Source organism: Dactylosporangium sp. NPDC050688 (genome assembly GCF_040654515.1).
In the GTDB taxonomy this organism is placed as follows: Bacteria; Actinomycetota; Actinomycetes; order Mycobacteriales; family Micromonosporaceae; genus Dactylosporangium.
The window spans coordinates 53470-76784 of record NZ_JBFAIC010000005.1 but is presented as its reverse complement, the minus strand read 5'-3'; the positions used below and the strand labels follow the sequence as shown (position 1 = coordinate 76784).

Sequence of the window (23315 nt, the reverse complement as noted above, 5' to 3'; positions counted from 1 at the left end):
GGGCCGGAGCGTAGCGGAGGGGCTGCGAATCAGCAGGCTCAGGGGCGAAGGTCAGGCCGCCGGAGCGGAGCGGAGGTGGCATGACCTGGTGGTCGAGGCTGTCGTTGCGGGGCAGGCTGGTCCTGCTCGGCACGAGCGGGCTGGTCGTCGGGCTGGCGATCGCCGGGATCGCGATGGCGACGGCGATGACGTACAGCTTCCGCGGCACCCTGGACCGCTCCGCCGACGCGACCGCCGGCGAGGTCGCGGCGCTGCTGCAGGAGGGCCAGGCGCTGCCCTCCCCGCTGCCGGCGCCCGCCGGGCAGGTGGTGCAGGTCATCGACCAGCAGCACCGGGTCGTCGCCGGCGACCGTAACGCCGATCTGCTCGTACCGATGCTGCACGAGGACGAGATCGCCGCGGCGCGGCACGGGCGGATCACCGTGCCCGGCGACCGGGCGCTGCAGCGCGACCCGCTGCGGGTGACCGTCCGGCAGGTCGAGGACGGGCGGTTCGTGGTCGTCGCGGTGCCGCTCGGGGACTACAACCGCAGTCTCGACCTGCTGCGCACGTCGCTGTGGGTGACGTACCCGGCGCTGGTCGCGATCCTGGTCGCGATCGCCTGGCGGGTCGTCGGCCAGGCCCTGGCCCCCGTCGACCGGCTCAGTGCGTCCGCGGAGCGGATCACCGGCGCGGCCACCGACGAGCGGCTGCCGGTGCCGCCGTCCAGCGACGAGATCCAGCGGCTCGCGGTGACGCTCAACCACATGCTGGACCGGCTCGCCACCACCCGGGCCAGGCAGCGCTCGTTCATCGCGGACGCCGCGCACGAGCTGCGCAGCCCGCTGGCGAGCATGCGCATCCAGGTCGAGGTGGCGCAACAGCTGGGCGACTGGCAGTCCGTCGGCGACGACCTGCTCACCGACCTCGACCGGCTGCAGCGGCTGGTCGACGACCTGTTGCTGCTGGCGCGGGCCGACGAGCGCGACGGGCGGCGGGTGGCGCGCGAGCCGGTCGAGATGCAGAGCCTGCTGACCAACCTGGCGAAGCGGTACCCCAGCGTCGCGGTCGAGCCGTCCGAGGCGTCGCTGTGGGTGGAGGGCGAGCAGGACGCGCTGATCAGGGTCGTGCTCAACCTCGTCGACAACGGGGTGCGGCACGCCCGCACCCGGGTCGTGCTGCGGGCCGAGGCGGAGGGCCAGGAGGTCCTGGTCACGGTCACCGACGACGGGGAGGGCATCCCGGGCCCGCTGCGCGAGCGGGTCTTCGACCGCTTCACCCGCCTCGACGACGGCCGGGCCCGCGACGCCGGCGGCACCGGGCTGGGCCTGGCGATCGTGCGGGAGCTGGTCCGCCGGCACGGCGGCACGGTACGGCTGCTCGACGCCCGGCCGGGGGTGCGGGCCGAGGTGCGGCTGCCCAGATTTCTTGACAGTGTCATGTGACAGTGTCATGATTGACGTGTGACCGCGACAGGATGGACGCTCGACGAGCTGACGGCACGCGTTGCCGCCGCGCTCGAAGGCACCGCCTATGCGGGCGCACCCAACGGTCGGGTGCGCGACGTTCCCGACGCCCGTGCCATCAGGTGGTATGCGACGATCGGCCTTGTCGACCGCCCGACCATGCGGGGCCGCACCGCGCTCTACGGTCCGCGACACCTTGCGCAACTGGTGGCGATCAAACGCCGGCAGTCGGAGGGCAGGCGGATCGCCGACATCCAGATCGAGCTCGCCGAGGCACCCGACGACGTCCTGTGGGAGATCGCCGACCTGCCCCGGCACGAACCGTCCCGCACCAGGTTCTGGACCGAGCCGCCCGCACCGCACACGCCACCACCGGCGCCACCGCCCGCACTGCTCAGCGGGGTGCCGCTGGGCGGTGACGTGACGCTGCTGCTGCCCGGCACGCCGGGACCCGACGACGTGGCCGCGATCCAGGCGGCCGCCCAGCCGCTGCTGGACCTGCTGGCGGCGCGCGGGCTGACGCGTGCAACGACGCGGCAGCCGGTGCGCGATCCGAGCCCCGAGTGAGGGAGTGTGCAATGAGAGTCGCCACGATGAGCGAGGCGGAGGCCCTTCGGGTCGCCGCGCCGAAGGACGACGCCGGTCTCGGCGCGCTGCGCACCGAGCGGGGCAACCTGCCGCTCGACCGGATCGACGTCCGCACGGCCATCACCGGCCTGGTCGCGCGGATCGACCTCACCCAGGAGTTCGTCAACGTCCACGACGAGCCCCTTGAGGCGACCTACGTCTTCCCGCTGCCCGACCGCGCCGCGGTCACCCGCATGGCGATGACCGCCGACGGGCGGGTCGTCGAGGCCGAGCTGCAGGAGCGCGGCGCCGCCCGCGAGACCTACGACCGGGCCATCGCCGCCGGCCGCCGCGCCTCGATCGCCGAGGAGGAGCGGCCCGACGTGTTCACCATGCGGGTCGGCAACATCCTGCCCGGCGAGCGGGTCAGCGTGGCACTGTCACTGGCCGGGCCGCTGTCGTTCGAGGACGGCGAGGCCACGTTCCGCTTCCCGCTGGTCGTCGCGCCCCGCTACATCCCCGGCAGCGCCCTCGACGGTGACAGTGTCGGGGTCGGGCACGCCCTGGACACCGACGCCGTGCCCGATGCGTCCCGCATCACGCCGCCGGTGCTGCTGCCCGGGTTCCCCAACCCGCTGCGCCTGAGCATCGAGGTCGACATCGACCCGGCCGGGCTGCCGCTCGGCGACGTCCGCTCCAGCCTGCACACGGTGCAGCGGTCCGGGCAGACCGTGTCGGTGCTGCCGGGCGAGCGGGCCGACCGCGACTTCGTGCTCCGCCTCGCCTACGGGCCCGGCGAGGCCGGGCTGGCCCTGGTCCCCGACGCCACCGGCGACGAGGGCACCTACCGGCTGACCGTGCTGCCGCCGGCGACACAGGCGCCGCCGAAGCCCAAGGACGTGGTGCTGCTGCTGGACCGCTCCGGCAGCATGGGCGGCTGGAAGATGGTCGCGGCCCGCCGCGCCGCCGCCCGCATCGTCGACACGCTCACCGTCGCCGACCGGTTCGCCGTCCTCGCCTTCGACGACCGGGTGGAGACGCCCGACTCGCTGCCGTCCGGCCTGGCCGACGGCACCGACCGGCACCGGTTCCGCGCCGTGGAGCACCTGGCGCGGGTCGACGCCCGCGGCGGCACCGAGCTGCTCCAGCCACTCATCGACGGCCTGAAGCTCCTCGATGCGGCGGGTGTGGGGGCCGGCACAGCGGGGGCTGGCGACCGCGACCGGGTCATCGTCCTGGTCACCGACGGCCAGGTCGGCAACGAGGACCAGATCCTGCGCACCGTGTCCGCCGCGCTGCGCGGGGTGCGGGTGCACACCGTCGGCATCGACCAGGCCGTCAACGCGGGGTTCCTCGGCCGGCTCGCGATCGCCGGCGGCGGCCGCTGCGAGCTGGTCGAGAGCGAGGACCGTCTCGACGAGGCGATGGACCGCATCCACCGGCGCATCGGCGCGCCCGTCGCGAACGGTGTCACCGTCACCGCCGAGGGCCTCGACCTGCTCGACGGCACCCAGGCGCCGGCCCGGCTGCCCGACGTGTTCCCGGGCGTGCCGTTCGTCGTCACCGGTCGTTACCGCGGCGCGGGCGAGGGCTCGCTCACGGTCGCCGGCACCATGCGCGACGGCAGCCCCTGGTCGACCACGGTCACCGCGGGCCGGCACGACAACCCGGCGCTGACCGCGATCTGGGCCCGGGCGCTGCTGCGCGACCTGGAGGACGCCTACGTCTCCGGCACCGGCGGCGGCGAGGAGCTCGAGCGGCGGATCACCGGGATCTCGCTGCGGTTCCAGGTGCTGTGCCGGTTCACCGCGTATGTCGCGGTCGACAAGCGGGTCGTCACCGAGGGCGGCGAGCCGCGCCAGGTGGTCCAGCCCGTCGACCTGCCGGCCGGCTGGGAGCTGCCGGTGGCGGTGCCACCGCCGCCGCTGCACCCGACGTCGGTGTCGTATTCCGCGCCGGCCGCATCGCCGATGTTCAGCCGGACCGCGGCGATGCCGGCACCGGGCGGCCCGCCGCAGATGATGCCGCCCATGCCGTCGGCGCCGCCGCCGGCACCGCCGATGATGCCGCCGCCGGGGCCGATGCCGGCCGCGCCGGTGACCGGTGCCCCGCAGCGGCAGCGCCGGTCGGTGGGGTCCGTGTTCGGCCGGCCCGGTGGCGGCGGGTCCGAGCGGACGCTGCGCGGCAAGGGGGCCGCCCGGCCGCAGGTCCCGGCGGAGCAGCCGTCGGTGGAGGCGGAGCAGCAGCGGGCCGGCTTCGCGGAGCTGCAGGAGCTCGCGGCCGGCGAGGCGCGGCGGCTGCGCGAGGCCGAGGGCCGGCCCGACTTCGAGCGGCGCGAGCTGCTCGAGGACCTCGGGTCGCGGCTGGCGGTGCTCGGCATCGGGGTCCTGCGAGCCCTCGCCGAGCAGCTCACTCCCGCGGCGATCGCGGCCCGGCCCCTCGACGAGCTGTGGCGGGAGGTCCTGGACATGCTCGACGCGATGGCCGGCACCGGCGCCCAGCCGCCTGCGGCCCGGGGCGCGTTCTGGAAGCGCTGACCAGCTGAGACCGGGAGTGCCGGCCGATGTGCTCGAACGGGGGAGTACATCGGCCGGCGCCTCTGCCGGTACGGTACTGCGGTGATCTTCCAGCGCCTGGCCCGAGCGGTCACCGAACTGCTCGCCCCAGCGGTGCTGGTGTCGGTACTGCTGGTGCTGCTGGCCGTGCACGGCGCGCCGAGCGTGGGGCGAGGGCTGCTGCTCGGGGTGGTCGCCGCGCTGTTCGAGAGCGTGCTGCCGTTCCTGTACATCCTGCGCGGTGTGCGCCGCGGCGACCTGACCGACCGGCACGTCGGCGACCACCGCCAGCGGCGCGGGCCGCTGCTGGTCGGGCTCGCCTCGGTCACCGTCGGGTTCGTGGTGCTGCTCGTCCTGCACGCGCAGCGTGAGCTGCTGGCCGCCGTGGTCGCCGGCGGGGTCGGGCTCGTCGTGGCCGCCGCGGTCAACCACTGGTGGAAGATGTCGATCCACACCGCGGTCGCCGCGGGCGCTCTCGTCATCCTCGTGCTGGTGTACGGCTGGCCCCTGGCGGTCACGGCCCCGCTGGTCGCCGCGGTCGGCTGGTCGAGGGTGGAGCTCAAGGACCACACCGTGCCCCAGGTCGTCGTCGGCGCGCTGGTCGGCGCCGCGGTCGCCGGCGTCGTGTTCTCCGTGCTGCGCTGACCCTGCTGTCCGTGCCCTCGGCGCGGCCCGGGCGTCGTGTTCTCCGTGCTGCGCTGACTGTGCTGTCCGGGCCTTCGGCGCGGGCTGGTGGGGTGTTCTCCGCGCTGTGCTGACCTGCCGCCCGCGCCTCCGGCGCGGGTCCGGCGGGGTGATCTGCGCCCCGGGAAGGCGCGGCGGATAGAGTTCGGAGGAATCAGACCTCTTCACGCTTGGGAGCAGACCGTGTCCACAGTGCGCTCGAATACCCTCGTGGTCACGGCCGGCACGACCGCCGCCGCCGCGGTCGCCGAGGCCGGGCTGCCGACCAGCGGACCGAAGGCGATCGTCGTGGTCCGTGAGGCCGGTGGCCGGCTGCGCGACCTGGACTGGGCGCCGGAGCAGGACACCGAGGTCGAGGCCGTCGACCTGTCCTCGCCCGACGGGCTCAACGTGCTGCGCCACTCGACCGCGCACGTGCTCGCCCAGGCGGTGCAGGACCTGCACCCGGAGGCGAAGCTCGGCATCGGGCCGCCGATCGAGCACGGGTTCTACTACGACTTCCAGGTCGACAAGCCGTTCCACCCCGACGACCTGGACAAGCTCGAGAAGCGCATGCAGGAGATCATCAAGTCGGGGCAGCGGTTCCGGCGGCGGCGGTTCGAGTCGGTGGAGCAGGCCAAGGCCGAGCTCAAGGACGAGCCGTTCAAGCTGGAGCTGATCGACGTGAAGAGCGACGTCGACACCAGCGAGGTGATGGAGGTCGGCGGCGGCGAGCTGACGATCTACGACAACCTCGACGCCCAGTCCGACAAGGTCTGCTGGTCCGACCTGTGCCGGGGGCCGCACCTGCCGACGACCCGGCTCATCCAGGCGTTCAAGCTCACCCGCACCGCCGCCGCGTACTGGCGCGGCTCGGAGAAGAACCCGCAGCTGCAGCGGGTCTACGGCACCGCCTGGCCGACCCGTGACGCGCTCAAGGAGTACCAGCGACTCCTTGAGGAGGCGGCCCGCCGCGACCACCGCAAGCTCGGCGCCGACCTGGACCTGTTCAGCTTCCCCGAGGAGATCGGCTCCGGTCTCGCGGTCTTCCACCCCAAGGGCGGCATCATCCGCAGGGAGATGGAGAGCTACTCCCGCCAGCGGCACGAGCAGGCCGGCTACGAGTTCGTCAACACGCCGCACATCAGCAAGGCCAACCTGTTCCAGACGTCGGGCCACCTGCCGTACTACGCCGACACCATGTTCCCGCCGATGGAGATGGAGGGCGCGGAGTACTACCTGAAGGCGATGAACTGCCCGATGCACAACCTCGTCTTCCGGGCCCGCGGCCGGTCCTACCGTGAGCTGCCGCTGCGCATGTTCGAGTTCGGCACCGTGTACCGCTACGAGAAGTCCGGCGTCGTGCACGGCCTCACCCGGGTCCGGGGCCTGACCCAGGACGACTCGCACATCTACTGCACCAAGGAGCAGATGCCGGGCGAGCTGCGCGACCTGCTGCGGTTCGTGCTCGACCTGCTGCGCGACTACGGCCTCGACGACTTCTACCTGGAGCTGTCCACCCGCGACGACTCGCCGAAGTTCATCGGCGAGGCGGCGGAGTGGGAGGAGGCCACTGAGGCGCTGCGGGCCGCCGCCGTCGAGTCGGGGCTGGAGCTCGTGCCCGACCCGGGCGGCGCCGCCTTCTACGGCCCGAAGATCTCGGTGCAGGCCCGCGACGCGATCGGCCGGACCTGGCAGATGTCCACCATCCAGGTCGACTTCAACCAGCCGAAGCGCTTCGCCCTGGAGTACCAGGCCTCCGACGGCACCCGGCAGCAGCCGGTGATGATCCACCGGGCGCTGTTCGGCTCGATCGAGCGGTTCTTCGGCGTCCTCACCGAGCACTACGCGGGTGCGTTCCCGGCGTGGCTCGCCCCGGTGCAGGTGGTCGGCATCCCGGTGCGCGGCGACCACGCCGACTACCTCGCGGACTTCGCCGTCCGGCTGCGCAAGGAGGGTATCCGGGTCGAGGTCGACTACTCCGACGAGCGGATGCAGAAGAAGATCCGCACCGCCCAGCAGCAGAAGATCCCGTTCATGGCGATCGCCGGCGACGACGACGTCAGCGGCGGCACGGTGTCGTTCCGCTACCGCGACGGCTCGCAGCGCAACGGCGTCGCCCTCGACGAGGCCGTGGCGCACGTGGTGGAGGTCGTCCGGTCCCGCACCAACGTGGGACCCTCGGCGGCGTGACCGGGTACTCCCGACAGGGCAGCGAGGAGGCGGCGTGACCGGCACCCCGGACGACCTCGAGCGGTTGTGGACGCCGCACCGGATGGCGTACATCAAGGAGGACCGGGCCGGCGACCACGACGAGCCGACCGGGTGCCCGTTCTGCCGGGCGCCCGGCCTGCCGGAGGAGGACAGCCTCGTCGTCGCCCGGGGTGAGCTGGTGTTCGCGGTGCTCAACCTGTACCCGTACAACCCGGGTCACCTGATGGTCTGCCCGTACCGGCACGTCGCCGACTACACCGAGCTCACCGCCGGGGAGACGGTGGAGCTGGCGACGTTCACGCAGACCGCGATGCGGGTGATCCGCCGGGCCAGCGGCGCGCACGGCTTCAACCTCGGCATGAACCAGGGCTCGGTCGCCGGCGCCGGTATCGCCGCGCACCTCCACCAGCACATCGTGCCGAGGTGGGGCGGCGACACCAACTTCATGCCCGTCGTCGGCCGCACCAAGGTCCTGCCGCAGCTGCTCGGCGACACCCGCAAGCTGCTGGCGTCCGTCTGGGACTAGAAAGGCCGGCGCTGCTCAGGACAGGTGCGCCACCGCCGTGAACGCGGGGTCGTGGCGCTGCCTGGTCCTGGCCCGGCCGCCGGTCCAGCCGGCCGCGGCCGCCTTGAGGTCGTCGCCTGCGGTGGACCCGCCGTCGACGTAGCAGTGCAGGGTGCGCCGCCCCGCGCTGGTCTCCTGGGCGACCAGCTCACCGTCGCCGTGCAGCGCCATCTCCACGGGGCCGTCCTCGAACGCCCGCAGCGCGTCGAGGGCGTCCTCGGCCGGCAGGCCGGTGGCCGGGTCGGCGTCGTACGGCAGGGTGATCGCGACGTGCGTGTCGAAGCGCGGCCAGCGCACCGCCCGCAGCGGCCGCTGCGCCATCCCGGTCAGCGGGGCGCCGTCGACCTCGGCGGAGAACACCACCCAGGTCGGCTCGCGGTACTGCTCGCGCAGCGCGTCGACGGCGGCGGCGAGCTCCAGCGGGTCCCGGGCGCCGGCGGGCTCGTCCGCGCTGATGTCGACGTCGCCGATCCACAGCTCGACGCCCTCCTCGCCGAGCAGCCAGTCCAGGGCGAGGAAGACGATCTGGCCGCGGACCGGCTCCGGCAGTTTGCGGAACATCGGGTGGTGGCCGATCACGTCGATCGCAGCCGAGGACTCGTCGACGCTGAACGCGAAGCGCAGCAGGCCCAGGTCGAGCCGCGCGCCGGCGATCTCGATCGACGCCGACAGCGTGTCGTGGTCGGGCTGGCGGGCGGTGTGGAACTCCCACTCCGGGTCCGACGCCGGGGCCAGGGCGCCCCAGCGGGCCACGACGGCGCGCAGTGCCGGGTTGCCGGCGGGGGAGACGACCAGCGCGTGGCTGGCGTCCCTGCCCTTGCTGAACTCCCAGGTCAGGTCCTTGTGGATGGCCGCGACCCGCTTGCTGATCTGCGGGGTGAGCGGCTCGAACTCGCCGGTGGCGATGGCTGCGGTGACCGCCGGACGGATCGTCGGCCACCAGGCCCAGAACTCCACGACCGGGTCCTGTTTCCTGCCCCGCGAGAAAATCATGCCGCGCAGTGTAGGCGGGCCTGCGAAGGTGGGCGTCGTGCGAGTGGTGGAGTATCGCGGCGACCGGGCCGGCATCCGGTGGCTCTTTGAGCTGGCCGAGGACTCGGCGGCCGAGCTGGACCGTTACCTGGGGCTCGGGCACGTCCTGGTGGCGGTGCAGGACGGGCGGTTGCTGGGCCACCTGCAGCTCGTCGGAGACGAGATCAAGAACATGGCGGTGGTCGAGGACCGGCGCGGGCAGGGGATCGGCGCCGCCCTGATCCGGGCCGCGGCCGGGCGGGCGGCGGACGAGGGCCGGCGGCTGCTCCTCGTCGCGACCGGCGCCGCCGACGTCGGCAACCTGCGCTTCTACCAGCGGCAGGGGTTCCGCTTCCGCAGCGTCGAGCGTGACGCGTTCACCCCGGCGAACGGGTACCCGCCCGGGATCGTCGTCGACGGGATCGAGCTGCGCGACCGGGTGTGGCTGGACCGCGAGATCCAGCCACACCCGTAGGTCACCCCGGCGGGCGGGGTCAGCGCGCCGCGGCGTGCTCCTTCTTTACCGCGTCCGCCAGGTGCGACGGCATCGGGTCGTGCCGGGCGAAGGCGCGGCTGAACGTGCCCGAGCCCGAGGTCATGGCCCGCAGCTCGACCGCGTACCGGACCAGCTCGGTCGCGGGGACCTCGGCGCGCACCAGGGTCCGCTCCTGCCCGGCGGGGTCCGGCTCGTTGCCCAGCACCCGGCCGCGCCGGCCGGACAGGTCGCTCATGACGGCGCCGACGAACTCGTCCGGCACGCGGATGGTGACCTCGTCGATCGGCTCGAGCAGCGTCGTCTGGCCCTGCTCGGCGGCCTCGCGCAGGGCGAGGGCGCCCGCGGTCTGGAACGCCGCGTCGGAGGAGTCCACCGAGTGCGCCTTGCCGTCGACCAGGGTGACGCGCACGTCGACGACGGGGTACCCGGCGACGATGCCACGCTCCATCTGGTGGCGCACGCCCTTCTCCACCGACGGGATGTAGTTGTGCGGCACGACCCCGCCGACGATCTTGTCGACGAACTCGAAGCCGGTGCCGCGCGGCAGCGGCTCGACGGTGATGTCGCAGACCGCGTACTGCCCGTGGCCGCCGGACTGCTTGACATGCCGGCCGTGCCCCCGGCTGGGCGCGGCGAACGTCTCGCGCAGCGCGACCCGCACCGGCTCGGTGTCCAGTTCGACGCCGCCGGCGCGCAGCCGGTCCAGCACCACGTCGGCGTGCGCCTCGCCCATGCACCACAGCACCAGCTGGTGGGTCTCGGGGTTGCGCTCCAGGCGCAGCGTCGGGTCGCCCGCGACGAGCCGGCCGAGGTTCTTGGCCAGGGCGTCCTCGTCGGAGCGGGTCCGGGCGACGATCGCGATCGGCAGCAGCGGCTCCGGCATCACCCAGGGTGCCATGAGCATCGGGTCGTCCTTGCCGGAGATCGTGTCGCCGGTCTCGGCCGTGGTGGACTTGGTGATCGCGACGATGTCGCCGGCGACCGCGTACGGCACCTCGCGCAGGGTCGCGCCGAGCGGCGAGAACAGGTGCGCGAAGCGCTCGTCGGCGTCGTGGTCGGGGTGGCCGCGCTCGGCCATGCCGTGCCCGGAGATGTGCACCGGCTGGTCGGGGCGCAGCGTGCCGGAGAAGACCCGCACGAGGGAGACGCGGCCGACGTACGGGTCGATCGTCGTCTTCACCACCTCGGCGATCAGCGGGCCGGCCGGGTCGCACCGCAGCGGGGCGTGCGGGTCGCCGGCCACGTCGGTGACGGGCGGCACGACGTGCTCCAGGGGTGACGGGAACCCGCTGGTCAGCACCTCGAGCAGGGCGTCGATGCCGAGGCCGGTCTGCGCGCAGACGGGCACGACGGGGAAGAACGTGCCGCGGGCGACGGCCTTCTCCAGGTCCTCGATGATCACCGAGGTCTCGATCACCTCGCCGCTGACGTACCGCTCCATGAGCGTCTCGTCCTCGCTCTCGGCGATGATGCCCTCGAGGAGGCTGTTGTGCGACTCCTCGATCGCCGGCAGGTGCTGCGGCTCGGGGTCGCGCGCCGCCGGCGGGTAGCCCGCGGAGTAGTCGAAGACCCGGTGGGTGATCAGGCTGATGAGCCCCTCCACCGCCGCGCCGTCGTCGCCGAGCATCGGCAGGTACAGCGGCAGCACGTTGTCACCGAAGACGTCCTGGCAGTGGTCGACGGTGTCCTGGAAGTCGGCGCGCGGGTGGTCGAGGCGGGTGACGGCGACCGCCCGGGGCATCCCGACGGCGGCGCACTCCTCCCACAGCGCGGCGGTGGCCGCGTCGACGCCGTCCACCGACGACACCACGAACAGCGCCGCGTCGGCGGCCCGCAGGCCGGCGCGCAGCTCCCCGACGAAGTCGGCGTAGCCGGGGGTGTCGAGCAGGTTGATCTTCGTGCCGTCGTGCACCAGCGGGGCGCAGGACAGCGTCACCGACCGCTGCTGCCGCACCGCCGCCGGATCGTGGTCGGTGACCGTGGTGCCGTCGGCCACCGAGCCGGCCCGCCCGATCGTGCCGGTCGCCGCGAGCAGCGCCTCCACGAGGGTCGTCTTGCCGGCACCGGAATGCCCGACGAGGACCACGTTGCGTACCCTGCCGGGGTCATCAACCGCCGGCACCGGGCCGGCGACACCCTTCTCCTGGACCTTCTGCGCCATCACGCGCCTCCCGTCCTGCCTGCTGTGAGCAGTCTCACAGTCACGACCTGTTCACCGATCCCACACCCGAACCATCACCGGCACAAGAGTCCTTCGACCTCACCGACGTCATACGGTTTACTCAAGCACCGTGAGCAGCCCCACGCGCAGGTATCCGCCAAGCTCCGGCGCCGTTATCGTGGGAGCGCCATGGCGAAGATCCTCAGCGTAGTCAGCAAGGCCGGACTGGCCCGTATCGTCAACCCCGTCGCGGCCGCGCTGCTGCGCGCCGGCGTGACCCCCAACGCGGTGACCGTCGCCGGCACGATCGGCGTGCTCATCGGCAGCGTCGGCTTCGCCACGCGCGGCCATATGGTCATCGCGCTCGTTATCGTCACCGTGAGCTGCCTCACCGACATGCTCGACGGGTCCATGGCCCGCCAGCTCGGCGTCAGCAACAAGTTCGGCGCACTGCTCGACTCCAGCATGGACCGCGTCTCCGACGGTGCCATCTTCGGCTCCGTCGCCTACTGGTTCGCCTCCCAGGGGCAGCTGCGCGAGTGCGCCGCGGCGCTGCTGTGCCTGCTCACGGGGCAGGTCGTGTCCTACGTCAAGGCCCGCGCGGAGGGCCTCGGGATGACCGCCAACGTCGGGCTGGCCGAGCGCACCGAGCGGCTCATCCTCGTCGGCATCGGCGGCCTGCTGTTCGGCTTCGGCGTCCCCTACGGCATGGAGGCGGCCCTGTGGCTGCTCGTACTGCTGTCGGTGATCACCGTCTGGCAGCGGATGTCGCACGTGTACCGGCAGGCGCGCGACCTCGCGGCCGCCTCCGGCGACCGGGTCGCCTCGTGAACCTGGCGGAACTCGGCTACGGCGCCGCGTTCACCCTCATCCCGAAGCTCCCCCGCTCCGTCGTCTGGCCGTGCTTCGCCGCGGCGGCGGCGCACGGCTCCCGGCGGTACCGTGGCGGCAAAGGCGGCAAGGGCACCGCGACGCTCGCGTCCAACCTGCGTCGGGTCGTCGGCGACGGGCCGTCGGACGCGGAGCTCGCCGAGCTGGTCGACCGGGGGCTGCGCTCCTACGCGCGCTACTACCTGGAGGCGTTCCGCCTGCCGGGCCGTTCGAAGGCCGAGCACCTGACCGGGTTCCGGCTGGAGCGCGAGGAGCTGCTGGCCCGCGACGTCGCCGCCGGCACCGGCGCGGTCATCGCCCTGCCGCACGCCGGCAACTGGGACGCCGCCGGCGCGTGGGTCGCCGCCAAGGGCTGGCCGATCGTGACCGTCGCCGAGCGGCTCAAGCCCGAGAGCGTCTACCGGCGGTTCCTGCATTTCCGGCGCTCGCTGGGTATGGAGATCCTGCCGACGGCCGGCGGTGAGCGGCCCCCGTTCGACGTGCTGGAGGAGCGGCTGCGGGCCGGGTACGTGGTGCCGCTGCTCGCCGACCGGGACCTGACCGCCCGGGGTGTCGAGGTCGGCTTCTTCGGCGGCCGGACCAAGATGCCGGCCGGCCCGGCGCTGCTCGCCCTGCGCACCGGTGCCCCGCTGTACGTGGTGTCGATGTGGTTCGACCCGGACGCCGCCGCCGGCCGCCTCGAGGGGCCGATCCCGCTGCCGGCGCCCGAGGAGGGGGCCCTGGACGTGCGGGTCCGGCTGCTCACCCAGCGCATCGCGGACGTCCTGGCCGAGGGGATCGCCCGCAACCCGCAGGACTGGCACATGCTGCAACGACTCTGGATCGACACCCCCGTCACCAGCAGCACCGCGGTGTGAGGAGGGCCCAGTTGCGCATCGGGATCGTCTGCCCGTACTCCTTCGACGTGCCCGGCGGCGTGCAGAACCACGTCCGCGACCTGGCCGAGACGCTCATCGCCCTCGGCCACCACGTCAGCGTCCTCGCGCCCGGCGACGAGGAGAGCGGCGAGCAGCCCTACGTCGTGCCCGCCGGCCGCGCGGTACCGGTGCCCTATAACGGCTCCGTCGCCCGGGTCTCCTTCGGCCTCATCTCCGCCACCAGGGTGCGGCGCTGGATGGCCGCCGGCCGCTTCGACGTGCTGCACGTGCACGAGCCGCTCATCCCCAGCCTGTCGATGCTGGCGGTGCTGTCCGCCCGCGGCCCGGTCGTCGCCACGTTCCACACCGCGATGACCCGCTCCCGCGCGCTCGCCGCCGCGCAGGGGCTCCTGCAGCTGGTCCTGGAGAAGATCACCGGACGGATCGCGGTGAGCGAGCTGGCCCGCAAGGTCCAGGTCGAGCACCTGGGCGGCAGCGCGTGGGAGATCCCGAACGGGGTGCAGGTGTCGCGGTACCGCGCCGCCGCGCCCCTGCCCGGATGGCCCGGTGACGGCGGGACGCTGGGCTTCCTCGGCCGGTTCACCGAGCCGCGCAAGGGCTTCCCGTTCCTGCTGCGCGCCTTCGCCTCCCTCGCCGCGACGCGCCCGGAGCTGCGGCTGCTCGTCGCCGGGCCGGGCGACGTCGACGAGGTGATGGCCGACTTCCCGGAGGTGGCGCCGTACCGCGACCGCGTCGTCTTCCTCGGCAAGGTCTCCGAGGAGGACAAGGCGCGGATGCTGCGCAGCGTCGACCTGTACGTGGCGCCCAACACCGGCGGCGAGTCCTTCGGCATGATCCTCACCGAGGCGATGTCGGCCGGCACCACCGTCGTGGCCAGCGACCTCGACGCGTTCCGCCGGGTCCTGGACGGCGGCCGGGCCGGCGCGCTCTTCCCCGTCGGCGACAGCGCGGCGCTCGCCGACACGATCGCCGGCCTGCTCGACGACCCCGCCCGCCGGGCCGCCCTCGCCGCCCGGGCCACCGGCGTCGTCTCCGCGTACGACTGGCCCGTCGTCGCGGAGCGTGTCCTGGAGGTGTACGCGACGGCGATCGAGGTCGCCGGGGGCGTCGTGGAGGAGCCCGTCCCGTAGGCTTCCGCCCGTGTGGTGGGTGATCACGGTGGTGGCGGTGGTGGTCCTGGTGGCCACCTACCTCACGTGGCTTGCGGCCCGCGTCGACCGGCTGCACGCGCGGGCGGTCGCGGCCTACGCCACGCTCGACGCGCACCTGCTGCGGCGCGCGGTCGCGGCGGTCGCCCTCGCCGAGGCGGCGCAGCTGCCCACCCTGATGTACGCGGCGCGGATCGCCCTGGACGCCGGGCCCGACGACCGCGAGGTCGCCGAGAACGACCTGACCCGCCACCTGCGCGACGCCGCCGGGTCGCCGGCGGCGTCCGCCGCGGGCGGACCGGAGGGTCTGCCTGGCGGCGGGCCGCAGGGTCTGGCTGGCGCGGAGGCCGGGTCGCTCGCCGCGGACGGCGGGCCGCAGGACGCGCCCGCCTCCGGTGGGCCGGAAGACCTGGCAGACGCGGTCGCCGGGCCGCCCGCCGCAGTGGCGGGGCGGCCTGCCGCGGACGGCGGGCAGCAGGAGGTGCTGGGCGCGCTCGTGCAGGTCAGCCGGCGGGTGGCGCTGGCCCGGCAGGTGCACAACGACGTGGTCCGCGACGCCCTCGCCGTGCGGCGCAGGCTCCTGGTCAGGCTGTTCCGGCTGGCCCGCAAGCATCCGCGGCCGGCGTACTTCGACGTCGACGACCCGTCCCTGCCCTGATTTCCGCCCGGTTCGTCCCGTCACATTCCTTTCCGGTTTATCAGGCGCTCCACGCCCGCTAAACCGGAAATATCATCATCCGGGTTTGTGGGCCGCGAGGTTCCCATTGGACGTCGGAGGCGCTCACCCGTACGGCGTAAACTAGAGGTGAATCCCGCTCATCCCTGTTAGGAGTGCTTCGCCGTGTCCGAGTCGCCCACCACCAGCACGTCAGTCACCGGCACCGCGAGGGTCAAGCGGGGCATGGCCGAGATGCTCAAGGGCGGCGTCATCATGGACGTCGTCACCCCCGAGCAGGCGAAGATCGCCGAGGACGCCGGCGCAGTCGCGGTCATGGCCCTGGAGCGTGTGCCGGCCGACATCCGGGCGCAGGGCGGGGTGTCCCGCATGAGCGACCCCGACATGATCGACGGCATCATCGCCGCCGTCTCGATCCCCGTCATGGCGAAGGCCCGCATCGGCCACTTCGTCGAGGCCCAGGTCCTGCAGGCGCTCGGCGTCGACTACATCGACGAGTCCGAGGTGCTCACCCCGGCCGACTACAGCAACCACATCGACAAGTGGGCGTTCACCGTGCCGTTCGTCTGCGGCGCCACCAACCTCGGCGAGGCCCTGCGCCGCATCACTGAGGGCGCCGCGATGATCCGCTCCAAGGGTGAGGCCGGCACCGGCGACGTCTCCAACGCCACCACCCACATGCGCAAGATCCGTGGCGAGATCCGCCGGCTGACCTCGCTGCCCGAGGACGAGCTGTTCGTCGCCGCGAAGGAGCTGCAGGCGCCGTACGAGCTGGTCAAGGAGGTCGCCGAGACGGGCAAGCTGCCGGTCGTGCTGTTCACCGCCGGCGGCATCGCCACCCCCGCCGACGCCGCGATGATGATGCAGCTCGGCGCCGAGGGCGTCTTCGTCGGCTCCGGCATCTTCAAGTCCGGCAACCCCGAGCAGCGCGCCGCCGCCATCGTCAAGGCCGTCACCTTCCACGACGACCCCGACGTCATCGCCAAGGTCTCCCGCGGCCTGGGCGAGGCCATGGTCGGCATCAACGTCGAGGAGATCCCGCAGCCGCACCGCCTCGCCGAGCGCGGCTGGTGACCGCCGGCATGATCATCGGTGTGCTCGCCCTGCAGGGCGATACCCGCGAACACCTGCATGCCCTGGCCGAGCTGGACGTCATCGCGCGTCCGGTACGCCGCACCGACGAGCTCGACTCGGTGGACGCGCTGATCATCCCCGGCGGCGAGTCCACCGCGATGAGCAAGCTGGCCATCGAGTTCGGTATGACCGAGCCACTGCGCAAACGGATCGCCGGCGGCATGCCCACGTACGGATCCTGCGCCGGGATGATCATGCTCGCCGGCACCATCCTGGACGGCCGCGCCGACCAGGTGCCCTTCGGTGGCATTGACATGACCGTCCGGCGTAACGCCTTCGGCCGGCAGGTCGATTCGTTCGAAGGTACCGTCGACATTTCGGACATCGAAGGAGGGCCGTTCTCGGCGGTCTTCATCCGTGCCCCATGGGTCGAATCGGTCGGACCGGACGTGCGGGTGCTGGGTCGTGTGAGCGACGGAGCGGCCGCCGGTAGGATTGTCGCGGTTCGGCAGCAGCACCTGCTCGCGACCGCCTTCCATCCCGAGCTCACCGGCGACCTCCGAGTCCATCGGTACTTCGTGGAGATGGCGCGTGAGGCGGGCCAGACGACGGAGGGTTAGGCCATGTCCGGGCACTCAAAATGGGCGACGACCAAGCACAAGAAGGCGGTCATCGACGCCAAGCGCGGCAAGCTCTTCGCCCGCCTGATCAAGAACGTCGAGGTGGCCGCCCGCACCGGCGGTGGCGACCCCGCCGGTAACCCCACGCTCTTCGACGCCATCCAGAAGGCGAAGAAGAACTCGGTGCCCAACGACAACATCAACAACGCCGTCAAGCGCGGCTCCGGCCTCATCGGCGGCGGCGCCGACTGGCAGACCGCGATGTACGAGGGCTACGGCCCCAACGGCGTGGCCATCCTCATCGAGTGCCTCACCGACAACCGCAACCGTGCGGCGACCGAGGTCCGCGTCGCGCTCACCCGCAACGGCGGCAGCCTCGCCGACGCGGGCAGCGTGTCGTACATGTTCAGCCGCAAGGGTGTCATCATCGTGCCCAAGGCCGGCGCGCTCACCGAGGACGACCTGCTCCTCGCCGTCCTCGACGCGGGCGCCGAGGAGGTCAACGACCTCGGCGAGGCCTTCGAGATCATCAGCGAGGCCACCGACCTCGTCGCCGTCCGCACCGCCCTGCAGGACGCCGGCATCGACTACGAGTCCGCCGACTCCTCCTTCGTCCCCAGCGTGACCGTCCCCCTGGACGAAGAGGGCGCCCGCAAGGTCTTCAAGCTGATCGACGCCCTGGACGACTGCGACGACGTGCAGAACGTGTACGCCAACTTCGACGTCTCCGACGAGGTCATGGCGCTCGTCGAGGCCTGACCCCCGAGCCACCCGCCGGCGCCCCGACCCGCCCAGGGCCGGGGCGCCGGCGCATCTGGGGCCTTCGACATATGAGCATATGGCTACTATGATCGAGCGATGACATGGTTGCGAGCCGCCGGCGTCCCGATGCGCTGGATCGCAAGGAGGTGGCAGGACGATGACTGGCCTGATGTTGCCGCCCATCGAGGAGATCGACGTCGACGATCTCGCCTCGCTGCCCGAGGGATATCGGTATGAACTGCACGAGGGCAACCTCGTCATCATGACTCCGTCCAGCTTCTGGCATAAGGCGATGGCCCGCCGCCTGCTGCTCATGCTGCATGCGGCCGGTGCTGACGTCTACCAGGATCCAGGGGTTCGCGGCGATCGCCCGCGCGACAACCGGCTCCCCAATCTCGGTGTGGTGACCCGCCTCCCGCCGGGGCTCGCGGCGTACGCGAACCTTCCAGGTGCCTCCTACAGCCTGGTTGTCGAGATCGTGTCCGAGCACTCGGAGAACGGCGAATACACCGACAAGGCGTTGTGGTACGCGCAACGGGGCATCCCCGAGTACTGGATCGTCGATCAGACTCCGGCTCGGGCCGACGACGACGCTTACGTCTTGATGCACCGGCTGACGCTCTCCGGAGGCAAGCCCGCCTACGTGCGGGAACGCACGCTGCTGCTGTCCGACCTCGAAACCGAGTACCGCGAGCGGGCACCCGTTCAGTAACCTCGCCGCCGGGCGTCCTCCGCCGGCGCTGTGAGGAGTTCCCGCATGTCCGCATCGCTCGCCGTGCTGGTGTGGTCGTTTCTGGACGAGCCGCTGCGGCTCGACCCCGCGGACCTCGGCCGCGAGCGGTCCACGAACAGCGTCTGGTTCAACATCTCCGACGAGCCGGTGGACGCGCCCGCGGTGGCTGCGGCGCTCGACGGCGTCGGCCGGGAGCTGCGGGCCAGGTTCGCCGGCGCGTCCGGCCCGGTCACCTTCTATGCCTGGTATGACGAGCAGGCCGGCCAGCTCCGCTGCACGATGCGCTCCGTCGACCCCGGTGCGCTTCCATTCGTTGGCCGGTACGTCGCCGTCGACCGGCCCGACCCGGTGGTGGCGCTGCTCGCCGCCGCTGAGCACCCAGGTCTCGTCCCGTGGGGGAGGCTCACCGGGACCACAGCCGACGCCGCCGACGCGGACCCGGAGCCGTTCCCGGTCTTCGCGGTGACGATCACTGCCTCCTGACCGGGCCTCCGCGTGCTGGTGGAGACGGTCATCGTCGCGCAACGCGGTGATCAACGCGGCGCTGCAGGAGTTCGTCGACCAGCAACGCACTCGCAGGCGACAGGCTCTGCAGGACCTGCGACGCCTGTCGGACGAAGGTGCGTTCAACTACGACGCCCTCGGCCTGGTGGACAAGTCTCGACGAGGTGGACAGGTGAAGTACCTCGTCGACACCAGTGCACTCATCCGCTTGCACCGCAACCGGGTCTCGGCGGTCTGGGACGACCTTGCCGAACGTGGCCTGATCGCCGTGTGTGAACCGGTGCTGGCCGAGGTGATGACCCTCGCCGAAGCGAAGAGCTACCCGATCCTGAACGAGCGGATCCTCGCGCTCCACCCGTGGGCCGCCGTGCCGGACGGCATCTGGTCCCTGGTCACGGCCATCCGACGCGAGCTGGTCCTGCCGGGCGCGTACCAGGGCGTTTCCGTGGCAGACCTGGTGGTGGCAGCGACCGCGATCCGGCTCAAGCTCTCCGTTCTGCACGAGGACGGCGGCTTCGAGACGATGGCGCGGTATGTACCCGAGCTGCGGCAACGCCGGATCAGCGCGGGACCGGAGTGACCGTTCCGGCCGTGTGCGGCCCCCGGCGGATCGGTTTGAGGGCGGCGAGTGTGTTCGTCGCTGGCTTGCGCTGGTGCACGACACCCATTCCGGTGGCGGGCCCGGTTCGATCCGTCGCACGGCTCGCCGTGGGTCACGGCGAGTGGCCGATCCCGTCGCGGCCGCCACGGCTCACTTGTGATCTTGGGCAGTTGATCGAAGTCCGGGCGACCACGACGCGACTTCGATCAACACGGTGATCCGGCCGGAGTGACGGCGGCCACCGGATGCCGCATGCGCGAGCAGTGCCAGCGGCAACGAGCATGGAAGGCTCCAGCACGGGAACCCCCGGCCGGGCACGTGGTCGGCGTTTCCGTCCGCTGGCGGCCGGTGCATCACTGGCCGGGGCGGACCAGGCCTGATTCGTACGCGTACACGACCGCCTGGACGCGGTCGCGGAGGTTGAGCTTCATCAGGACGCGGGCGACGTGGGTCTTCACGGTGGCCTCGCCGACGGTCAGGGCGGCGGCGATCTCGCCGTTGGACAGGCCGCGGGCCATGAGGCGGAGCACGTCGGTCTCGCGGGGGGTGAGGTCGGCCAGTTCGGGGGGAGGCTGGGGGCCGGGGGTGCCGGCGTACGAGGCGATGACCCGGGTCGTGACCGCCGGGTCGAGCAGGGCCTCGCCCGCGGCGACGACGCGGATCGCGGTGATGAGGTGTTCGGGGGAGGAGACCTTCAGCAGGAAGCCGCAGGCGCCGGCGCGGAGGGCCTCGTACAGGTTGTCGTCGGTGTCGAACGTGGTGAGCACGATGACGCGGGGCGGGTGTGGGGCGGCGAGGAGGGAGCGGGTCGCGGCGAGGCCGTCCTGGCGGGGCATCGCGATGTCCATGAGGACGACGTCGGGGCGCAGGCGCCGGGTCAGGGTGACGGCGTCGACGCCGTCGCCGGCCTCGCCGACGACCTGCATGTCGGGTTCGGTCTCGATGACCATGCGCAGGCCGGCGCGGACCATGCGCTGGTCGTCGGCGATGACGACGGTGATCGGGGGCGGCGGGGCGGCGGTCACGGCGCCACCAGCAGGGGCAGGCGGGCGTGCACGGCGAAGCCGCCGCCGGGGCGGGGGCCGGCCTCGAAGTCGCCGCCGAACAGGGTGGCGCGCTCCCGCATGCCGATCAGGCCCTGCCCGCCGCCCAGCCCGAGCCCGGCGTCCCGATCGCCGGCAAAAGCAGGAGCAGGAGCAGGAGCAGGAGCAGAAGCAGATGCGCCCCGGTCGGGGGCAAGAGCAGAAGCAGCAGCAGAAGCGCCCCGGTCACCGGTGAAGGCAGCGACCGGGCCCGAGTCGGCGACCGACAGGTGCACGCCGTCGAGGGCGTACCGCACCCCGACCGTGACCTGCGCCGGGCCGGCGTGCTTCAGCACGTTGGTCAGCGCCTCCTGCACGATCCGGTACGCCGACAGGTCCGCGGCGGGGGCGAGCGGGACCGGGGTGCCCTCGCGGCGGAGGGTGACCGTGAGACCTGCCTCGCCGACCTGGGTGAGCAGCTCGTCGAGGCGGTCCAGGCCGACCGGGGCCGCGGTCGGCCCGCCGGTGTCGCCGCGCAGCAGGCCCAGGGTGCGGCGCAGCTCGCCGACGGCGTCGCGGCCCGAGGACTCGATGCTGCGCAGCAGGTCCGCCTCGACGGTCAGGCCGGCGTCGAGGCGGCGCCGGACCACGCCGGCCTGGATGACCATGACGGTGACGCTGTGGGCGACCATGTCGTGCAGCTCGCGGGCGATGCGGACGCGCTCCTCCATGACCGCCTCCCGGACCCGCTGCTCGCGGATCGCGGCGCGGGCCGCGGCCGCGTCGCTGCTCTGCCGCTGCTGGACGGCGAACGCGGCGCCGAGGATCCACGGGGCGACGGGGAAGAAGAACGCGCCCATCGGGTCGACCGGGTCGACCTGCCAGAAGACGGCGCCGGTCGCGACGGCCAGGACCAGGCCGGTGACCCCCCGCGCGCGGGCCCGCCAGCCGGTGGTGCCGAGCAACGGGACGTGCCGGCCGACCGTGTACGCGGCGATGATCATGGCGGCGAGCTGCCAGAGGCGGTAGTTGACGACCTGGTGCGGATACCAGTACTTGAGGCCGGCGACGCAGTTGGCCAGCAGGATGGTCAGCGGGGCGGCCCGGCGCAGCGCGACCAGCGGGGCGAACCCGGCCAGGACGAACGGCCACCAGCCGCCCGGCTGGTGCGCGACGACCTCCTCCGTCAGCGCGAACGCGACGAACGCGCCCGCCAGCCCGAGATCCGTCCGGCTCATGTTCACCTGCTGACCGTAAAGGCTGACCCGCGGCGGGTGAGCCCGCCCGCCGGATGACAGGGCGTCCCCCTCGCGGCGGATGACGGTTCCGCCCCGGTGCGGGCGACCCGCCGGCCCGCGCGTCCGTACGGTGCTGGTCCACCTTCGACTTCACCTATGACGATGGGTACCAGATGCGACGTTTCATACTGCAGTTCTTCCTCATTCTCGCGCCGGCCTTCCTCGCCGTCGCCACCGCGGTCGACCCCGGCCTCGGCGACGCGCAGGGCATCGGCGTCTACCGCGCGCACCCGGCAGAGACCCAGTGGCACTCGGTGCTGCTGCACTGGTCGTGGCTGCTGTTCGTGCCCGCCTTCCTGGGGCTGCTCGCGCCGATCCGGCGCCGCGGCTCGGTCCTGGCCCGCATCGCGTGGTGCGCGATCGTGTTCGGGCTCGTCACGTTCGGCGCGTTGATGGCGTACGACCTGGCCCTGCTCGCCATGGAGCAGACGCTGCCCGACGACGCTGTCAAGCGCGCGGACGAGGCGTTCCAGGCGATGGGCTGGGCGCAGTGGGGTTGGCAGGTGCCGGGCCTCGCCGGCTGGGCGGTGGCGCTGCTGCTGACCCCGGTCACGGCCGCCTACGCGAAGGTCATCTCCTGGTGGACGGCCGGCGCGGCGCTGCTCGGCACGGTCCTGTACCTGCAGTTCGCGATCTCGCCGCTGCCGGCGAGCGTCTCCGGGCCGGTGGTGATGCTCGTCGCGTACGGCGTCGCCGGCTGGGAGGCCGGCCGGTTCCGGGCGCGCGAGGACGAGCCGGCGACGTTCGGCGCGTTCAAGGACGCCGTCGGGCGGGTCTGCCTGGTCGCGGCGCCGGTCGTGTTCGGCGCGGGCCTGCTCACCGTCCCGGGCCTGTCACCGGACATGGCGGTCGCGGTGCGCCACCCGGCGCTCGCCCAGGCCAGCGCGTTCCTGTTGCACCTGTCGTGGCTGCTGTTCGTGCCGGGGATGCTGCTGCTGATGCGGCGCGGCGGCCGGTTCACCGCCGTGGCGGCCGCGGTCACCGCGTTCGCGCTGATGCACTTCAGCGGCCTGATGGTCGGCGACTACAGCGACCTGGCGGTGCGGCTGACGGCACCGGCGGAGACCGCGGAGCGGGTGAGCGAGGCGATGGGCGGGTACGCGCTGTTCACGTTCGGCTGGGCGCTGCCGGCGATGGCGCTGAGCCTGCTCGGGCTGATCGCGGTGCCGATCGGGGCCGCGGCCGACGGTCTGGTCCGCTGGTGGGTGCCGGTGCTGACCGGCCTCGGGGTGGTGGCGTTCCTCGCGGTGGGGGTCGGGCCGCTGTCGGTGCTCAGCCCGCTGCTGCTGCTCGCCGGCTTCGGCCTCCTGGCCCGCGCCCTGCCGCCGCGCCGCCCGGCCGCGACGCCCACCCCGGAGCCGGTCGCGGCCTGAGCAGGCGCAAGCGCGCCCAGCGCCCGCGGAACGACGGTGGCCGATCAACCCGAGGGTG

21 protein-coding genes and 1 pseudogene are annotated in these 23315 nt (G+C 72.7%); 18 read left to right on the top strand and 4 right to left on the bottom strand.

Going from position 1 to position 23315, the window contains the following annotated elements:
* Positions 1-80: 80 nt before the first annotated feature.
* The 6 genes from AB0H83_RS07250 to AB0H83_RS07225 all read left to right on the top strand — a co-directional run bounded on the left by AB0H83_RS07250 (position 81) and on the right by AB0H83_RS07225 (position 7970).
* Positions 81-1424: an ATP-binding protein gene (locus tag AB0H83_RS07250; protein WP_360088272.1), complete on the top strand. Its 1344-nt coding sequence runs from the start codon at positions 81-83 to the stop codon at positions 1422-1424.
* A gap of 18 nt (positions 1425-1442) precedes the next feature.
* The gene (locus AB0H83_RS07245; RefSeq protein ID WP_360088269.1) at positions 1443-2012 is read left to right on the top strand and encodes a MerR family transcriptional regulator; all 570 of its coding nucleotides are present in this window, start codon (positions 1443-1445) and stop codon (positions 2010-2012) included.
* Between the two features lie 11 nt (positions 2013-2023).
* Complete coding sequence (locus AB0H83_RS07240) at positions 2024-4549, top strand: VIT domain-containing protein (protein ID WP_360088266.1); 2526 nt, start codon at positions 2024-2026, stop codon at positions 4547-4549.
* Between the two features lie 81 nt (positions 4550-4630).
* Positions 4631-5212 carry a phosphatase PAP2 family protein gene (locus tag AB0H83_RS07235; protein WP_360088263.1) on the top strand — a complete coding sequence of 194 codons (582 nt, stop codon included), beginning with the start codon at positions 4631-4633 and terminating at the stop codon, positions 5210-5212.
* Positions 5213-5434: 222 nt separating this feature from the next.
* Positions 5435-7423, top strand: a complete 1989-nt coding sequence (thrS, locus tag AB0H83_RS07230; RefSeq protein WP_360088260.1) for a threonine--tRNA ligase — start codon at positions 5435-5437, stop codon at positions 7421-7423.
* An 82-nt stretch (positions 7424-7505) separates the two neighbouring features.
* Positions 7506-7970, top strand: coding sequence for an HIT domain-containing protein (locus AB0H83_RS07225; protein WP_360088773.1), 465 nt, complete (start codon positions 7506-7508; stop codon positions 7968-7970).
* A 15-nt stretch (positions 7971-7985) separates the two neighbouring features.
* On the opposite strand, the gene AB0H83_RS07220 is transcribed toward AB0H83_RS07225, so the two are convergent.
* Positions 7986-9002: a hypothetical protein gene (locus AB0H83_RS07220; RefSeq protein ID WP_360088257.1), complete on the bottom strand. Its 1017-nt coding sequence runs from the start codon at positions 9000-9002 to the stop codon at positions 7986-7988.
* A 37-nt stretch (positions 9003-9039) separates the two neighbouring features.
* Between AB0H83_RS07220 and AB0H83_RS07215 the strand changes: the two genes are divergently transcribed.
* Positions 9040-9495: a GNAT family N-acetyltransferase gene (locus AB0H83_RS07215; RefSeq protein WP_360088254.1), complete on the top strand. Its 456-nt coding sequence runs from the start codon at positions 9040-9042 to the stop codon at positions 9493-9495.
* Between the two features lie 19 nt (positions 9496-9514).
* Here AB0H83_RS07215 and AB0H83_RS07210 read toward each other — a convergent pair whose 3' ends face one another.
* A complete protein-coding gene (locus tag AB0H83_RS07210) occupies positions 9515-11677 on the bottom strand; it encodes an elongation factor G-like protein EF-G2 (protein WP_360088251.1) in 2163 nt (720 codons plus the stop codon).
* A gap of 189 nt (positions 11678-11866) precedes the next feature.
* On the opposite strand from AB0H83_RS07210, the gene pgsA reads away from it, so the two are divergent.
* The 10 genes and pseudogenes from pgsA to AB0H83_RS07160 all read left to right on the top strand — a co-directional run bounded on the left by pgsA (position 11867) and on the right by AB0H83_RS07160 (position 19543).
* Entirely contained in the window at positions 11867-12508 is a 642-nt protein-coding gene (pgsA, locus tag AB0H83_RS07205; protein WP_360088248.1) for a phosphatidylinositol phosphate synthase, read from the top strand.
* The gene (locus tag AB0H83_RS07200) at positions 12505-13425 is read left to right on the top strand and encodes a phosphatidylinositol mannoside acyltransferase (RefSeq protein WP_360088245.1); all 921 of its coding nucleotides are present in this window, start codon (positions 12505-12507) and stop codon (positions 13423-13425) included. The genes pgsA and AB0H83_RS07200 overlap by 4 nt, the downstream gene beginning before the upstream one ends.
* An 11-nt stretch (positions 13426-13436) precedes the next feature.
* Positions 13437-14576, top strand: a complete 1140-nt coding sequence (locus AB0H83_RS07195; RefSeq protein WP_360088242.1) for a glycosyltransferase family 4 protein — start codon at positions 13437-13439, stop codon at positions 14574-14576.
* A 22-nt stretch (positions 14577-14598) separates the two neighbouring features.
* Positions 14599-14853, top strand: a pseudogene (locus tag AB0H83_RS07190) (hypothetical protein); the annotation flags it as partial.
* Between the two features lie 582 nt (positions 14854-15435).
* Positions 15436-16344 (top strand): pyridoxal 5'-phosphate synthase lyase subunit PdxS, encoded by a 909-nt coding sequence (pdxS, locus tag AB0H83_RS07185; protein ID WP_033356792.1) that lies wholly within the window; start codon positions 15436-15438, stop codon positions 16342-16344.
* 8 nt (positions 16345-16352) lie between these two features.
* Positions 16353-16964, top strand: a complete 612-nt coding sequence (pdxT, locus tag AB0H83_RS07180; RefSeq protein ID WP_360088238.1) for a pyridoxal 5'-phosphate synthase glutaminase subunit PdxT — start codon at positions 16353-16355, stop codon at positions 16962-16964.
* Positions 16965-16967: 3 nt separating this feature from the next.
* Positions 16968-17723 carry a YebC/PmpR family DNA-binding transcriptional regulator gene (locus AB0H83_RS07175; RefSeq protein WP_360088235.1) on the top strand — a complete coding sequence of 252 codons (756 nt, stop codon included), beginning with the start codon at positions 16968-16970 and terminating at the stop codon, positions 17721-17723.
* A gap of 160 nt (positions 17724-17883) precedes the next feature.
* Entirely contained in the window at positions 17884-18438 is a 555-nt protein-coding gene (locus AB0H83_RS07170) for a Uma2 family endonuclease (RefSeq protein ID WP_360088232.1), read from the top strand.
* A gap of 45 nt (positions 18439-18483) precedes the next feature.
* The gene (locus AB0H83_RS07165) at positions 18484-18942 is read left to right on the top strand and encodes a hypothetical protein (protein ID WP_360088229.1); all 459 of its coding nucleotides are present in this window, start codon (positions 18484-18486) and stop codon (positions 18940-18942) included.
* 46 nt (positions 18943-18988) lie between these two features.
* Entirely contained in the window at positions 18989-19543 is a 555-nt protein-coding gene (locus AB0H83_RS07160; protein ID WP_360088226.1) for a PIN domain-containing protein, read from the top strand.
* Between the two features lie 374 nt (positions 19544-19917).
* On the opposite strand, the gene AB0H83_RS07155 is transcribed toward AB0H83_RS07160, so the two are convergent.
* Together AB0H83_RS07155 and AB0H83_RS07150 are read right to left on the bottom strand one after the other, a co-directional pair.
* The gene (locus AB0H83_RS07155; RefSeq protein ID WP_360088223.1) at positions 19918-20589 is read right to left on the bottom strand and encodes a response regulator transcription factor; all 672 of its coding nucleotides are present in this window, start codon (positions 20587-20589) and stop codon (positions 19918-19920) included.
* Positions 20586-21830 (bottom strand): histidine kinase, encoded by a 1245-nt coding sequence (locus AB0H83_RS07150; RefSeq protein ID WP_360088220.1) that lies wholly within the window; start codon positions 21828-21830, stop codon positions 20586-20588. The genes AB0H83_RS07155 and AB0H83_RS07150 overlap by 4 nt, the downstream gene beginning before the upstream one ends.
* 167 nt (positions 21831-21997) lie before the next feature.
* Here AB0H83_RS07150 and AB0H83_RS07145 point away from each other — a divergent pair, with 167 nt between their 5' ends.
* Complete coding sequence (locus AB0H83_RS07145) at positions 21998-23257, top strand: hypothetical protein (RefSeq protein ID WP_360088217.1); 1260 nt, start codon at positions 21998-22000, stop codon at positions 23255-23257.
* Positions 23258-23315 lie beyond the last annotated feature (58 nt).

Bases quoted from the DNA above. Each gene is read 5' to 3' on its own strand.
- AB0H83_RS07250 (WP_360088272.1), top strand. From the start codon at position 81: ATGACCTGGTGGTCGAGGCTGTCGTTGCGGGGCAGGCTGGTCCTGCTC.
- AB0H83_RS07240 (WP_360088266.1), top strand. From the start codon at position 2,024: ATGAGAGTCGCCACGATGAGCGAGGCGGAGGCCCTTCGGGTCGCCGCG.
- AB0H83_RS07225 (WP_360088773.1), top strand. From the start codon at position 7,506: ATGGCGTACATCAAGGAGGACCGGGCCGGCGACCACGACGAGCCGACC.
- AB0H83_RS07220 (WP_360088257.1), bottom strand. From the start codon at position 9,002: ATGATTTTCTCGCGGGGCAGGAAACAGGACCCGGTCGTGGAGTTCTGG.
- AB0H83_RS07210 (WP_360088251.1), bottom strand. From the start codon at position 11,677: ATGGCGCAGAAGGTCCAGGAGAAGGGTGTCGCCGGCCCGGTGCCGGCG.
- pgsA (WP_360088248.1), top strand. From the start codon at position 11,867: ATGGCGAAGATCCTCAGCGTAGTCAGCAAGGCCGGACTGGCCCGTATC.
- pdxT (WP_360088238.1), top strand. From the start codon at position 16,353: ATGATCATCGGTGTGCTCGCCCTGCAGGGCGATACCCGCGAACACCTG.
- AB0H83_RS07175 (WP_360088235.1), top strand. From the start codon at position 16,968: ATGTCCGGGCACTCAAAATGGGCGACGACCAAGCACAAGAAGGCGGTC.
- AB0H83_RS07170 (WP_360088232.1), top strand. From the start codon at position 17,884: ATGACTGGCCTGATGTTGCCGCCCATCGAGGAGATCGACGTCGACGAT.
- AB0H83_RS07165 (WP_360088229.1), top strand. From the start codon at position 18,484: ATGTCCGCATCGCTCGCCGTGCTGGTGTGGTCGTTTCTGGACGAGCCG.
- AB0H83_RS07145 (WP_360088217.1), top strand. From the start codon at position 21,998: ATGCGACGTTTCATACTGCAGTTCTTCCTCATTCTCGCGCCGGCCTTC.